The 14867-nt window shown below is 60.2% G+C and carries 13 protein-coding genes and 1 pseudogene; 2 read left to right on the top strand and 12 right to left on the bottom strand.

Features of this window, described 5'->3' with window-relative positions; all coding sequences use genetic code 11:
• The 12 genes and pseudogenes from JJ869_RS09445 to JJ869_RS09390 form a co-directional block, all read right to left on the bottom strand.
• Positions 1–566 (bottom strand): ABC transporter permease subunit (locus tag JJ869_RS09445; RefSeq protein WP_292266486.1); only part of this gene is annotated, 566 nt, incomplete at its 3' end.
• Complete coding sequence (locus JJ869_RS09440; RefSeq protein ID WP_292266483.1) at positions 563–1390, bottom strand: ABC transporter permease; 828 nt, start codon at positions 1388–1390, stop codon at positions 563–565. The genes JJ869_RS09445 and JJ869_RS09440, both read right to left, overlap by 4 nt.
• Positions 1390–2475, bottom strand: coding sequence for an ABC transporter ATP-binding protein (locus tag JJ869_RS09435; protein WP_292266481.1), 1086 nt, complete (start codon positions 2473–2475; stop codon positions 1390–1392). The genes JJ869_RS09440 and JJ869_RS09435 overlap by 1 nt, the downstream gene beginning before the upstream one ends.
• A 3-nt stretch (positions 2476–2478) precedes the next feature.
• Positions 2479–3534 (bottom strand): extracellular solute-binding protein, encoded by a 1056-nt coding sequence (locus JJ869_RS09430; RefSeq protein ID WP_292266480.1) that lies wholly within the window; start codon positions 3532–3534, stop codon positions 2479–2481.
• 157 nt (positions 3535–3691) lie between these two features.
• Positions 3692–4369, bottom strand: coding sequence for a GntR family transcriptional regulator (locus tag JJ869_RS09425; protein ID WP_292266478.1), 678 nt, complete (start codon positions 4367–4369; stop codon positions 3692–3694).
• A gap of 101 nt (positions 4370–4470) precedes the next feature.
• Positions 4471–6012, bottom strand: coding sequence for an amidohydrolase family protein (locus tag JJ869_RS09420; RefSeq protein ID WP_292266475.1), 1542 nt, complete (start codon positions 6010–6012; stop codon positions 4471–4473).
• Positions 6009–6695: an aspartate/glutamate racemase family protein gene (locus JJ869_RS09415; protein ID WP_292266473.1), complete on the bottom strand. Its 687-nt coding sequence runs from the start codon at positions 6693–6695 to the stop codon at positions 6009–6011. The genes JJ869_RS09420 and JJ869_RS09415 overlap by 4 nt, the downstream gene beginning before the upstream one ends.
• The gene (locus JJ869_RS09410; RefSeq protein WP_292266470.1) at positions 6695–7981 is read right to left on the bottom strand and encodes a TRAP transporter large permease; all 1287 of its coding nucleotides are present in this window, start codon (positions 7979–7981) and stop codon (positions 6695–6697) included. The genes JJ869_RS09415 and JJ869_RS09410 overlap by 1 nt, the downstream gene beginning before the upstream one ends.
• Positions 7981–8502, bottom strand: a complete 522-nt coding sequence (locus tag JJ869_RS09405; RefSeq protein WP_292266468.1) for a TRAP transporter small permease — start codon at positions 8500–8502, stop codon at positions 7981–7983. Before JJ869_RS09405 ends, JJ869_RS09410 begins: the two co-directional genes overlap by 1 nt.
• 9 nt (positions 8503–8511) lie before the next feature.
• Positions 8512–9483 (bottom strand): TRAP transporter substrate-binding protein, encoded by a 972-nt coding sequence (locus JJ869_RS09400; protein ID WP_292266466.1) that lies wholly within the window; start codon positions 9481–9483, stop codon positions 8512–8514.
• A 199-nt stretch (positions 9484–9682) separates the two neighbouring features.
• On the bottom strand, positions 9683–10528 hold the full coding sequence (locus tag JJ869_RS09395) for a MurR/RpiR family transcriptional regulator (protein WP_292266463.1): 846 nt from the start codon (positions 10526–10528) through the stop codon (positions 9683–9685).
• 173 nt (positions 10529–10701) lie between these two features.
• A pseudogene (locus JJ869_RS09390) lies at positions 10702–11856 on the bottom strand (Tm-1-like ATP-binding domain-containing protein); the annotation flags it as partial.
• 165 nt (positions 11857–12021) lie between these two features.
• On the opposite strand from JJ869_RS09390, the gene JJ869_RS09385 reads away from it, so the two are divergent.
• Complete coding sequence (locus JJ869_RS09385; protein WP_292266461.1) at positions 12022–13626, top strand: tripartite tricarboxylate transporter permease; 1605 nt, start codon at positions 12022–12024, stop codon at positions 13624–13626.
• Positions 13607–14863 (top strand): cytochrome P450, encoded by a 1257-nt coding sequence (locus tag JJ869_RS09380; protein WP_292266459.1) that lies wholly within the window; start codon positions 13607–13609, stop codon positions 14861–14863. Before JJ869_RS09385 ends, JJ869_RS09380 begins: the two co-directional genes overlap by 20 nt.
• Positions 14864–14867: the final 4 nt, after the last annotated feature.

The raw sequence follows: 14867 nt of genomic DNA, 5'->3' as shown, positions 1-14867 counted from the left end.
GGGGCCAGATTGGGCACAAGCACCTTGAGAATGGCCTTGGGGTAGGACAGACCCAGCGTTCGCGCGGCGTCTACCAGCGAGAAATCGAACGCCGACATCGACGCCAGCAAGGTGCGCATCACGAAGGGCAGGGTGATCACGATATGGCCCAGCAGCAGAGACCAATAGGCATCACGCAGCCCGATCTCGCGGAAGAACTGCAAGAGCGCCACGCCGACTACCAGCCCCGGCATCATCAGCGGGGATACGGTGAACGTGGCGATTGCCTCACGTCCCCGGAACTGGCCACGCGCGACCGCAACAGCCGCGAGAGTGCCCAACACCAACGATATTGCTGTCGAAACCAGCGCAAGGTTGAGCGACAAACTCACTGCTTCCCACAATCCGGATCGTTCCTGCAGCGACCGATACCAGCGCAGCGACCATTCGGGGGGCGGCAGCGTGTAGACCGACGATGAGGTGAAAGACGCCGCGACGGTGATCACGATGGGCAGCATCAGGAACACCACGCAGCAGAGGCCAATCGTCCAGCTCAGCACTAGAAACAGACGGTCCGTCCCGGTCATTGCCGCGCCCCCAGACGGTTGGCCAGCCAGCTTGACCCCAGGACGACAGAGATCGCGATGATAAGCAAGATGGACGAGATCGTGGCTCCCAATGCTTCATTTCGCAGGTAGAGGAAGGAGCGCGCGGTCAGCATGGACAGTGTTTGTTGACGTTCGCCCACGATTAGCGACGGGATCACGTACATCGACACGGCAAGCGAAAAGACAAAGGCGCATCCCGCCACCACACCCGGCAGGCTGAGGGGCAGCGTGACGTTGAAGAAGCGGAAGACGGGCGCCGCGCCAAGCGAGGCCGCAGCCTCGGGCAGGCGGCTGTCCATCTGGCGCAGCACGGCATAGATCGGCAGCACCATGAAGGGCAGGAACACGTTGGCCGCCCCGATGATCAGCGCGGTTTCGGTAAAGAGCATGCGGATCGGCGCATCGATCACCCCGAGCGACATCAGCATGTCATTGAGAACTCCGCGCGTCCGGAAGATGATCGACCACGCAAAGGCCTTGACCACAACGCCAACGGACATCGGCAAGACCATGGCAACAAGGAAGATCGACAACCAGATCCCATTGGCACGCGACATGGCGATGGCGGTGGGGTAGGCGATGAGCAAAGCAAGGAGTGTCGTCAGAGCGGCGACGCGCAGCGTCCGCCACAGCACGGACATGTTGTAGTCGTCGCTGAAGAACAGGCGGTATTCCTCGAGCGAGAACTGCCCGTCGATCTGGAACGACTTGAGCAGCAGCATCAGCAGCGGCAGGGCGAAGATCACCGCAAGAAAGGTCAGGCCCGGCAGGGCAAGCAGCCCGATATGCTCCAAGCGGCGCATCAGCGGTGCGCCTCGTAGACCAGCGTGTCCTTGACCGACCAGCCGAATGTCACGTCCTGCCCGCGGGTCAGGGCCGTCTGGATGCCCGGCACCTCGCAGAGCAGACGGTCATCGGTATGGCTCATCCCGTGCAACTGGGTCTTCGCACCCAGCACCATCGCATCCGCGAGTGTGACGCTGATCGTGTTCTCACCAGCGCCGGGCGAGATCAATTCGGGCCTGACGCCCACGGTCACGTCGCTGCCAACACCCAGCGCACCTTTGGCGAGGACAAGCCCATTGGCCGTTTCGATCTGCATGACGCTACCATCCGTCTTTTGAACCTGTCCGCGCAGGCGCGTGGACAGGCCGACAAAGTCCATGACGAATGCCGATTTTGGCCGGGCATAAAGCTCGGACGGGGTTGCAAATTGTTCGATTTTGCCCGCGTTCATTACCGCGATGCGGTCTGAGACGCCCATCGCCTCTTCCTGATCGTGGGTCACGAAAATCGCCGTCATGTCCCGATCACGCAGCAGCGATTTCAGTTCCACCTGCATCGTTTCGCGCAGCTTGCGGTCGAGCGCCGAGAACGGCTCGTCCAGAAGCAGCAGCACCGGATCGACCACCAGCGCCCTTGCGACCGCCACGCGCTGTTGCTGACCGCCGGAGAGCGCCGATACGGGGCGGTCGGCAAAGTCGCGCATCCGCACCAGTTGCAGCGCCTCGTTGACCTTCGGCGCGATCTCGCTCTTGGGGACGCTCCGCGCCCGCAGTCCAAATGCCACGTTCTCCGCAACGGTCAGGTGCGGAAAAAGCGCGTAGCTCTGGAACACGACCGAGATGTTCCGGCGATGCGCCGGCACCCGCGTGATCGCGCGCCCGTCCAGAAGGATGTCACCCGCATCAGCCGAGGTCAGCCCGGCGATGATGCGCAGCAATGTGGTCTTGCCGCAGCCGGAGGGGCCGAGAAGAGAAACGAGTTCTCCTCTCGCCACGCGGAAGTCCATATCGGACATTACGCTGGTTCCCTTGAACGCCTTTCCGACGCCGACAACGTCGAGATAGGCGCGTTTGTCCGGCTCCGTCCCTGCGGAGCTCTGCATGGATCAGAGGGCCATCAGCTTGTCGAAACGTTCGATCCACTCGCGGCGGTTCGCGGCGACGAAGGCCCAGTCGGGCGAATAGATCGGCACGCCTTCGGGGATGATCGCGCCTGCGGTCACGGTGGTGTTGGCCGGGACGGAGGACGCGAAATCGGCAATGGCAGATTGCATGTCAGGGCCAAGCATTTCGTTGACATAGGCCTGTGCGAGTTCCGGATTGGGGCCGCCTTTGACAAGGCAAATGCCTGACGGCATTGCAAAAATCCCTTCGGACGGCGCGGCGAGGTCGACCGGTACACCTTCGTTTTTGCGGGGCAGGGCATAGGACGAGAAATTGCCCGCCAGCATCGTGATTTCGCCCTGTTCGAGCAGATTGAAGGCCTGACTCATGGTAGTGTAGACCGACAACAGGTTCGGTTTCAGCTCTTCCAGCTTGGTGAACGCCGCGTCGATTTCATACTGCGCTTCCGAGAAGGGTTTGCCCGAACCAAGCATCGCTGCGATGAACAGTGTCCACATGCCTTCGGTGTTCTGAAGCGATGGAATGATCACCTGACCCTTGGCTTCGGGCGACCAGAGCGTCGTCCAGGATGGCACGCCGTCCGGTGCGAATTCGGTGTTGTAGGCGACGCCCGCCCATGGCTGGACGTAGTTGCACCACATGCCGTCCATATGCACCGCGTCAGGGCGCAGGTCGGTCATGTTCGGCACCGCGTCGGCGGTGATTGGCGTCAGAAGGTCTGCCTCGACCGCCTGGATCATCACCGGATCGTCCATCTGGACCACCGACAGGTAAGGCGCGTCCTTGTTCGACGCCATCTTTTCGAGGTTCACCGAGGATTTGGTGCCCTCGAACAGAATGTCCGCGCCGATGGTCGACTTCATATGCGGGATGACGATCTCTTCCATCCATGCAGTGTGTGATCCGGCGCAACCAATCACGATCTCAGAGCCTTGCGCCCGCAGGAGTGCCGGTGTCGCCAGTGTCCCGAGCGCGGCATAGGCCGAGCCTTTCAGGATAGACCGGCGGGATAGGTCGCCCTTGGTTCTTGTCTTCATCTTTAAATCCCCCCTCAGGATGTTTTCATTCTTGAAAAAAATGGCATGCCATTTTGGGGGAGTCATATTTTTATAGGAAAGTCGCAGGGCAAAACACGGTTTTGCCTCATGTTTGGGCGAATGCGCAGGGTGGGGGGAATAATTGTGCTGTATGGAATCAGCGTGCTTTCTGGTCGCCCTGACGGCCCAGAAACTCGGCTAGTGTTTCACCTGTATGCAGGAGGTGAGTCTTCCAGATATTGGCGGCTGCCAAGGGGTCGCGGGACCGAAATGCCTGCATCAAGCTCTCGTGTTCACCAACCGCCTGTTCCAGCCGATCCCGGTTCATGATCGCCATGAATCGCCCGCGCCGCGCCCGTGCGATCAGACGGCGATGGGTCTCGATCACAATCGGGTTTCCGCATCCGGTCACAATAAAATCGTGGATGATCGTATTCGTATCGAAATAATCGCTGATCCGATCGCCGCGGAATTGTTCGAGCATGGTGCCATGCAAGTCTTCAAGCTCTTGCAGGCTGTCAGGTCCGATATCTTCCGCAAGTCGTTCTGCAGCAAGGCTTTCAAGGCTTGAAATCACATCGAACAGGTGGACGGCCTCGTCAGGCCCGAAGACCGACACCAAGGCACCCCGATGCAACGTGATTTCGATCAGCCCGTCGGCTTCAAGCAGTTTCAGGGCCTCGCGGACAGGCGTGCGCGACACGTCCAATTCTGCAGACAGGCGGCGTTCGACCAAACGATCCAGGGGAGCAAGTTCACCTTTGACGATCCGATCCCGTAGGATCGAGGCGACACGCTCCGCCGCCGCCTTGGAGGTTTCCGAAAGGTTTTGCATGCTGGACCGTGGCTACACTTTTGGTTGAACAAGAGTGAACCCGGTCATGCCGCCATCATGGAGAAACGTCAATCGCCGTCACTTTGACGCAGGGTGCGCGTCTACCGGCGGGATGACGCTTTGTAGAACGGACTGCGATCTGCCGTGTTCTGAAGGTAGTCGTCGTAGAACGCCCTAACCGTCGGGAAGACGGCCTCGCGCAAGGCATGGCGGTTCAATTCATCCGCATCGCGCGGCTTCGAAAGCGCGTCAGCGATCCGGGCAAGGATGGCATCCCGGTCGATCCGAGTGAACCGCCCGTCTTGGTAGACCACGTCTCCTTCGATGATCACCGTGTCCACGTCCTTGGGTTTGGCCCTGTGGATGAGCGCGACCATCGGTGCGATATCCGGATCCTGGTATGGGTAGGTGGCTTTGTCGTAATCCATGATTACCGCATCCATCCGCCGTCCCGGCTCCAGCCGTCCGATCTCGGTGCCAAAGGCCGTGGTGCGCGCGCCATGTTCGGTCGCCATGCGCACAACATTGCCAGCCGAGGGCACATCCGCCGGGTCGATACCGGGAATGCGGTGCAGGTTCAGCACCATGCGCAGTTCCTGCAGCATGTCGCGATCATCGTTGATCCCGGCTTCGTCGATCCCCATGCCAACGGTCATCCCGCGCTTGATCAGGTCCATCAGCGGCAAGGCACCGGACCGCAGCCGCAGGTTCGACGAGCAGTTGTGACAGATGCAGGTGCCGGTTCCTGCGCAGATCTCGATGTCGTCTTCGGTCATCCAGACGCCATGGCCGATGGTCATATGCGGACCCAGCAATCCCAGCTTTTCCAGATGGCGCACGGCGGTCGTACCGGTGCGCCGGTAGGCGTATTCTTTTTGGTAGGCTGTTTCGAGCAGGTGAATATGCATGGGCACATTGGCCGACACCGATTTCTCCTGCAGCGCCAAGAGCCCGTCATCGGTCATCCAATGCAGGTTTGCCGGGGCTAATTGCACACGTGCGCGGCGGGAGGTTTTGGTTGCAGTCAAATGGTCGAAAAGCGTCAGGAAATCCTCGAACGGCATGGTCAGCCGTTGCAGATGCGCGGCCATGGCTTTGCCGGTTTCGGACGGAAGGCGCGCACAGAAGGCGGCATCATCCTCGTAGACAAAGCGGTTCTGTTCGCGCACGCCGTAGCAGTAGGACACCCGCATCCTGATGTCGTCATAGGCATCCAGCACGCGACTGGCCGAACCGATGACTCCCTCCAGCCCACCAATGGCCCAGCCCTGGATGTGCTGCACCGTCGTAACTCCGGACGAGATCATCTCGAACGCGGAATAGAGCGTGTCGAGATAGGGATCGACCTTGCGAATGGCGAGTCGCGCCGCGAACCAAAGCTCCAGAGGGGAGTCCGGCGCACCCAGTTGGAGAGGCGTCAGCCCCACATGGTGATGCGCGTTGATGAGGCCGGGCATGATCAGATGGTGCGGGTAGGTCACGACCGACGCGTCGGGGTAGGCGTCGAGGATGTCCGCTTGCGGCCCGACCGCGAGGATCACCCCGTCTTCAAACGCAATGGCGGCATCGTCGAGCGTTTCGATGTCACCATTTTCAGAGGTGCCGGTGACGATCCATCGCGCAGTGACGACCTGAACACTCATGACCGTGTTTCAGCCGTTTGCGAAAGCAGCGCCTGATTGGTGATCCGGTCGCGGATGTGCCGGATGGCCTCGACCGTGCCGTCGATGATCGGAACACCGCAGAGTGGTGCGATCCGCGCGGCCAAACCGGCCAGCGGACCGCCCCCCATGACAATCGCCTGTGCGCCATCGCGCTCGCAGGCACGGCAGAGATCGAGCAGCTCTTCGAACAAGGCATCGGCCACGTCTGCCGGATCGCCTTGCAGAACTTCGGGGTGCGCCGCGACGCGGATCAACTGATCGCCAACGCCATGCTCGATTGCCTTGTCCCGGAGCGGCGGCGCGACTTCAGAGGCAAATGTTACGATTGCAAAAGGTCCGCCCATCTGACGCGCGCTTTCAAACGCGGCTTCGGCAATGCCAATGACGGGAATGTCGGGCCAGAGGGCGCGAACGTCCTCCGCGCCTGTGTCACCAAACGAGGCCAGAATGATCGCGTCTGGCAGAACTGGCTGGCTTCGGATCGTCTCGACCACCCCGCGAGCAGCCTCTATCCCATCTTCGGGCGTGACGATCAGTTCGGGGCCAAACGCAGCCGACAGGGTGGTTATGCGGTCCCCCGGTTGCGCCGCGCTCTGCGCGGCTTGCCCGATGCGGTCGGTGATGCCCTGCGACGTGTTCGGATTGATGACGAGCAACCGCATCAGATCAGCACCGATGGCAGCCAGAGCGAAATCGCCGGGAACAGATTGACGAGGATCAACGCGATCAGCATCGCCCCGATGAACGCCAGCATCGACGGGATGATCTTGGCGATGGATATCTTGGCAATCGCACAGGTGATCAGCACGACCGATGCCACCGGCGGGGTCTGCTGTCCGATCCCAAGATTGATCGTGAGGATCAGACCGAAATGCACGCGGTCAATGCCAAGCTGATCGGCCAGCGGCAGGAAGATCGGCACCAGCATCAGGATCGCGGGGGTGCCATGGATGATCGTTCCTGCCAGCAGGAAGAAAACGTTGATCGCCAGAAGGACCACCCAGTAATTTTCCGAAATGCCAAGGATTGCCTGCGCGATGTCCTGTGGAATGCGCTGGTTGGTCAGGTACCAACCGAGCAGGGTCGAGGTGGCAACGATGAACATTAGCATTGCCGACCGCTTGCCCGCAACGCGTAGAGTGTCGATCAATGTACCCAGCTTGACCGTACGGTAGACCAGTGCGGCCAGTACGATTGACCAGAAAGCGGCGATGGCTCCGGCCTCGGTCGCGGTGAAAATTCCGCCGAGGATACCGACGAGGATGAGGATCGGCAGGGTCAGCGGGATTGCCGCGTCCTTGCCGGTTTCGGCAACCCGCTTGAGCGAGAACTCCCCTTCAGTCGGATAACCGCGTTTGACCGAGATGATATATGCTGTGGCCATCAACAGGGCGCAGACCATGAAGCCCGGCAGAATGCCCGCCGCGAACAGCTCGGCAATCGAGGCGTTCGCGACATAGGCGTATAGGATCAGGTTCAGCGACGGGGGCACGATGATAGCCATCGTAGCTGATGTCGATGTGACGGCGGCTGCAAAGGCGGCCGGATAGCCGCGCTTGCGCATCTGCGGGATCATGACCGATCCGATGGCAGCGGCGTCCGATGTGGCGGTGCCCGAGATTTCGGAAAAGAAGAGCGATGTCAGGATGTTGACATGCGCCAATCCACCCCGGATGTGCCCCACAAGTGACGACGCGAAGGCGATCAGCTTTTCCGCGATCTTGCCCTGGTTCATGATCTCGCCCGCGATCATGAACAGCAAAGCAGCCACCAGAAGGTAGTTGTTCGCGCCGCCGAACGGGATCAAGCCGATGATCTGCGGCACCACCGCAGGATCGAGCAGGATCATCGTCGCCGCCGTGACGCCCAGCACAAAAGCAATCGGCAAACCTGCGATCAGCAGCACGACAAGCAGGATCAGGATCATCCAACCGGGATCAAGGAACATCACGCGTCGCTTTCGGGAAGAAGGTCATCGGGCGAGACGCGCCCGGTTGCGATGCCGACCAGCCGGACGGCGCAGAAGATCAGGATCAGAACACCCCCCACGGCCATCGTGCCCCGGAACAGAACCATAGGCAGATCGACCGAAATCAGCGTCCGTGATCCGAAGCTCAGGGCGGCGATGCCTCCATACCAAGCCATCAAGCCCCCGAACCCGCCCATCAGAATGAGGTTCATGCCGGTGAAAATGCGTTTTAGGGTAGGGGACATCACCCTGAGCACCGCGTCAAAGCCCAAATGCTCGTTGGTGCGGGTCAAGTAGGCCGCGCCGATAAAGGTCAACGCGGCGAGGATGTGTGCCGGAAGCTCCTCGCCCCAAGACACACTGTCGTTCAGAACGAACCGGGCGAAGACTGCCCAGTTCAAGAGGATCAGAAGAAGGCCCGCCATGGCGACCACAAGCGCGTCCAGTACGGCTGTTGTCCAGCGGTCAAGAACGTCGATCAGGTGCGCCAAGCGATCCATCGTTGCGCCTCACTCGATGCCGAGCGCGGCTTTGGTTGCTGCGATCATGTCTTCGCCGATCACGTCCACAAAGGTCGGGCTGGCATAAAGCGGGGCGGATGCGGCCTGGAAGGCGGCGAAGTCGATCTCGTTGATCTCCATCTTGTCGGCCAGTGCCGCAATGGTTTCGGCGTCGGTGTTCTCACCCCATTCAAACGTCCAGGGGGCCACGTCCTGCGCCACGCTCATGACGGTCTCCTTGAGGGCCGGATCAAGGCTGGCGAGGAACGGCTCACCGAACACAAGGAAGGTCGGCAGGTAAACGTGGTTCGACAGGGACATATAGCCCTGCACCTCGTAGAGCTTGGCGGTGTCGACGACGTTCGCCGGGTTTTCCTGCCCGTCGATGGTGCCTTGATCGAGCGCGGAATAGACCTCGCCAAAGGACAGCGGCGTGGCGTTTGCGCCCAGCGTGTTGAACATCTCTACGCGCTGCTTGCTGGTGGGAGTGCGGATCTTCAGGCCTTCGAGGTCGGCCGGTACCACGATCGGGCGCACCTTGTTGGTGATCTGGCGGAAACCGTTGTCCCACATAGCGGCCAGAACCATGCCGGTGCCGTCAAACCCGTCGGCCAGCATTTCGCCCGCCGGGCTGGCGGCGAAGGCCTGCACTGCGGCGCGGTCTTCGAACAGATAGGGAAGATCGAAGATCGCTGTACGGGAGTTGATCTGAGATACGGCCGAGGCCGACAGAGACGCATGGTGCGTGCCAAGGGACAGACCTTGCAGAACATCCTCTTCCTTGCCCAAGGTGTTGGACATGAAGATTTGCACGTCAATTTCGCCCGGTGCGGCGGCTTCAAGACGGGTTTCGTATTCCTGCAGGAACACATGGGCGAACGACCCTTCGGGCAGCGAAGAGTTGATCTGAAGTACAGCTTCTGCCGAGGCAGCGGCGGGTAAAATGGCAGCGACGCTGGCGAACAAGAAATTCCGGGTCATCGGGCGGTTCTCCTATCGAACGGGATACATCGAGGTGAAACTTGTGAAAACAGAATTTCATATACTTATTTTTGAGAACAATATTTTTCATGCTGTTTCGGAGGCGGATTTCCCGCGATGCACAACGAATGGGCAGTCTGGCCCCACTCACGCGCCAATGATTTGCAGATGGCTGACAATACATCAGCCCGAAGGGTGATCAGAGTTCGCCGATTCGATCATGAAGCTCTTCGATCGCTTCCATCCTCTTTCGCCCATCGGGCCCCGAAAGTTCGAGCGTCCGCGTCGCAATCAGGTTGCACAAGGCAATCACGCCGGTGTGGTTCAAGAGTGGGCCCGTTGAAACGGTTGAACAGGCAAACCGCCACCGCACCGGGAGGGCAAGCAGCTCGGCCACGTCGCCAATCACTGCAACGTGCATCTTCGCGTTCAGTGCGGCTTCGGCAACTGTCTGCGCCGCTTTCGAGCTGCGGCGCAATCCAAGCAGAACAAGCACGTCCTTTTCCGAAAAGCTTGCGGCAGTTTCGGCCAAGGTCTCACCGGGTTTCGGGATCACTCCAACCGAAGGCAGCACCTGACCGATTTGCCATGCCAGATAGCTCGCCATCGGGTATCCCGCGCGATATCCCGCAAGCCAAACTTTGGGCGCAGCGTGCATGGCTTTGACGATTTCGGTGACCGCGCCGTTGTCCAGCTCCTCGTAGGTTTTTTCCAGGTTCCTGCGAGATTGCTCAAGATGTGTGCCGATCGAGTGCTTGCCATCCGCGCCGGACGCTCCCAACCGCAAGATCGCTGCACCTGTTTGCCCGGCGTCGCGCACGTCGCGCCGCGCTTCGTCATAAGAGGCGTATCCGATCTTTCGGACAAAGCGCGATACCGTCGCGTTCGATACCCCCGCCAATTTGGCGACTTCGGATGCCGTATAGCCCGCCATATCGCCCGGAAAGTTCAAAACGGTTTCGGCAAGCCGGCGTTCAGTGGGGTGCAGTTCACCCATGCTGGCGCGGACACGAGAGATAAAGGAGCGTGAGGACGTCTTTTTCATAGGTGAAAAATGCTTTGCGCGGCGAGCACCGTAAAGCAAAAACTGTCGACTTGACTAAAGGCTTTTCACGGCCACACCAGTCTCATCAATTCCGACGCACTGAGTGCAGCGCAAACTCTTCATGCTCCGCATCTGCGGGCTGATCGATAGCCAAGCAGATCATTCGGGTCGTGTCATTTTACACGGCCGTCGGCGATCCACTGATCAAAGGTCTCAAGGACTGTCTCAGTAAAGGCCACGTCATTGATATGCGCGTCGATTTCGACCAGCCGAACGTTATCAGGGCACTGCGCCCGAACTTCATCCACGAAAGCGGCAAGTCCATCAGGATCACAGAGCGGCCCACCGGGGCGGTCCCATTCATTGCCACCTTGCGTTGGCAGCAGGAACGTTGCCGGGCCAGTGGCCGTGCCCAGCTTGCGGCACATCTCGCGAGCCATGGCGCGGCGCTGTTTGGCGGTCATCATCACAGAGGACAGGAGCCGGTTGTGGGCATGCATCTCTTGGCCGACCAGTTTTCCGGGTACCTCTTGCCAGCCCACGAAATCCACCAGATCGTAACAGCCGATCGAGACCATCTGGGGCGTGCCGGACAGCCCTGCAGCTGTCATCCGGTCGGCACCAGCCGAGATGCTGGATCCCATGAGGTGGTTGCCGACCTCTTGCGGGGCGAAATCAAGAACGGCGGCAAAGCGCCCTTCTGCTGCAAGGCTTTCAAACGCCCGTCCGCCCATGCCAGTGGCATGGAAAACCGCCACCTCGAACCCGCGTTTTTCCAGTTCCGGCTTGAGAGCCACCATGTATCGAAGGACCGTCTTGCCGAATGACGTCATGCCAACAAGCGGCTTGTCGCGCGGTGGCGCTTCGACCGCGCGGGCGGCGCCAAGCACCGCACCGGCGGCTTGGCTGAGCGAGGATTTGCAGATCGAATTCAGCCCATAGAGCCCGCCTGCCCAGAGGATCATCTGGATATCTGCGGGTAGGCGTTCCGGCGGGATCAAAGGCGAGAATGATACGGTCGAGACGATGTATTTGGGTACACCAAGCGGCAGCGCCGAGCAGATATCCAGCGCGGCATCGGTGCCCATGGTGCCGCCCAGAACAAGTACCCCATCAATCCTGCCTTCCAAATGTGCCTCGGCCGCCAGGATTGCTCCGCCCGTGGCCATGATTTGCATGGCCGTGTTCTCATCCCCGCTGTCGATGGCGTCCTGAATGGAATGCCCTCCGGCTGCGGCCACGTCATGTTTCGAGATATCTGCAGGTTGGCTTGGGTCGCCCAGCACGCTGACATCCATCGACAGGACACGCCCGCCCTGCGCCCTGACATGGCGACTTGGCTACCGCAGCCGGGGGGCGCTGGCATTGGCCGCGATATTTGCCGTTGCGGTGACCGTGACGTTCAAAGGGTTTCTGGGTGTCAACATCCCGGGTGGGCAAATCTACGAACTTCTGCCTGCTTCAGTCCGTACATTCTTCATGGTGTATCTGTGATGGACATGCTCCCCGCAGCTTTTGATGTCCTCTGGCGATGGGATGTTGCGCTGGCATTGCTGGCGGGGTCCATTGGCGGCGTTGCCATCGGCGCCATCCCCGGCGTTGGTCCTGCGGTGGCAATCGCAATCCTGCTGCCCGCGACATTTGCCATGGACCCGATCGTGGGGCTAACGCTGCTGCTGGGGATTTACGGATCGTCCATGTATGGCGGCGCGATCCCTGCGATCCTGATCAACACACCCGGAACGGCCGTCAATGCCCTGACAACCTATGACGGGTACCCGATGACGCAGAGGGGCGAAGCCCGCCGTGCATTGTCCCTTGCTTATTCAGCGAGCTTTGTGGGGGGCATGTTTTCGGTCATCTGCCTGATCTTCCTGTCGCCCGTGCTGGTCAAGATCGCGCCCATGTTCGGTTCGCGCGAGATTTTTCTGGCGGCGCTTCTTGGCATGATCCTCGTGGTCGTGGCGCATCGTGGACAGATGCTGATCGCGGCCGCCCTGTCAGGCTTTGGCATCTTCCTGTCTACCGTAGGGCTGGAGCCCGCCGCCTATACCCGCCGCTACACATTCGAGCAAAGTTGGCTGGCAGGGGGTGTCGACCTTATTGTGGTGGTGCTGGGCCTCTTTGCGCTGTCCCAAGCGATCCTGCTGCTGACCATCGATGACGAGAAGATCCGCCTGCCGCGCTCGCGCGGGTCGCTTTTGCAGGGCTTCCGCGAATTGGCCCGTCATCCGCGCGTGGCTGCTGTGTCATCGGGCTTTGGCGTTCTGATGGGCATGATTCCAGGCGTGGGAGAATTCACCGCGCAATTCATGTCCTACACTTCCGCCAGGAAGTTGTCGAAGACCCCGCAGAGCTTTGGCAACGGATCTGCCGAAGGCCTGATTGCATCCGAAAGCGCCAACAACGCCGTGCCCGCCGCCGCGATGATCCCGCTTCTGGCGCTGGGCATCCCCGGTGAGGCGCTGACGGCAATGATGCTGTCGGTCTTCTATGTTCACAATGTCGTACCGGGGCCCGGGCTGTTTCAGAACGACATGCCCTTTGTCGTGGCGCTCTATATCGCGTTGCTTATCCTGAACCTTTTGGTGCTGGTGTTCTTGCTGATCTCGACCGGGTGGCTGGTGCATCTGACACGTATCCCCAACCGGTTTCTTGGCATGTGCGTTCTGCTGCTCAGCTTTGTCGGCGTGTTCTCGATCCGAAACTCGGCCGTGGACTGCCTGATTGCCGGGGCCTTCGGGTTGCTTGGGTTCGTGTTGAAACGGCTGAACCTTCCCATCGTTCCGATCATCCTTGGCATGGTCCTCGGCGGGATCATGGAGGTGAAACTGCGCACCTCGCTGGCGCGTATCCGGGAGCCGCTTGATTTCATCGACCGGCCGATCGCCTTTATCCTGTTCTGCGTGATCCTGATTATTCTCTGCTCCACATTGTGGCAGGTCTGGCGTGACTGGCGCAAACCCGACCGCCGGACCCCACAAAAGAAAGCCGTGAAGCACTTCAACACACGCATCGCGGGCCGGACGGCACGTCATTTCGAAAACCGTATAAAGCAACAGAGACGGAGACGGTTCTATGACCATTTGGGTTCCTGAGGATGACGGGTTCGCCGATCTGGGCAGTCATGGCAGCTTTGCGAACGGAGCACCTTACAACACCTTCGCCCGCCTGCGACGCGAGGATCCGTGCCATTGGTCTGATTTTGAAGGCGGCAAAGGCTACTGGTCGATCACGCGACACGCCGACATCGACCGGATGATCCGCGACACGGACACCTTTTCCTCGGGGCTCGGGATCCGCATGGAAGACCAGACCTACGAAGAATACCTTGCCCGTCGCACCTTTCAGGAGGTGGATGGCGCCGATCATCGCAAGGTGCGCATGAAGGTCGCCCGTGCGTTCTCGCCGCGTGTCGTGGCGGACTTCGAAACACAGATCCGCGATCTGTGTGGCCCGATCCTCGACCGGGCCTGTGATATGGGCACCTTCGATGCGACGCGCGAGATTGCCCGCGAGCTTCCGATGCGGATGCTGGGGCAAATCCTTGGGCTGCCGGACGAAGATCTGCCATGGCTTGTCGATAAGGGCGATGCGCTGATGGCCAATTCCGATCCGGATTTCACGGATCATGTCGTCGACAAGCTGGAAACCGATGCCTACCGCCTGATGCCGTTCAATTCACCCGCCGGGGCCGAACTATATGACTATGCGCGCGAGTTGATGGAGCGAAAAAACGCGGCGGGCGATACCAGCGGCATTCTGCATCTTGTGCTGCAAGCCGACGAGACCGGCGAGACGATCACCGAGTCCGAGTTCCGCAACTTCTTTTGCCTGCTTGTTGCTGCTTGCAACGACACCACACGCTATTCCATCGCCGCCGGAATTCAGGCGCTGGCCTGTCAGGACGGCCTGTTGCAGCAGCTCCAGACAGGGGATGTTTGGGACACGGCACCGGATGAGATTGTGCGCTGGGCCTCGCCCGCGACCTATTTCCGCCGGACCGCAACGCGCGATGTCGAGGTGCATGGTCGCCAAATCCGCGAAGGCGACAAGGTGCTGTACTGGTTCATCTCTGCCAATCGCGATGAGGACATGTTCACCGACCCCTACCGCCTCGATCTGACCCGGAAACCCAACCGTCAGTTGGGTTGGGGCCAAGGCGGGCCTCATGTCTGTCTGGGCATGCATCTGGCGCGGCTTGAAGTGCGGGTGCTTTTCGAGGAATTGGCAAAGCGCATCAAAGATATCGAACCGGCAGGCGAGGCGGCCTTCGTTCGTTCAAATTTCGTCAATGGCATCAAACGGATGCCTGTCATCGTTACAGTTCAGTAGGTTC

This window comes from Marivita sp. (genome assembly GCF_017643905.1).
Taxonomy (GTDB): Bacteria; Pseudomonadota; Alphaproteobacteria; order Rhodobacterales; family Rhodobacteraceae; genus Marivita.
The sequence above is the reverse complement of the archived record's forward strand: the minus strand, read 5'-3'. Positions and strand labels throughout refer to the sequence as shown.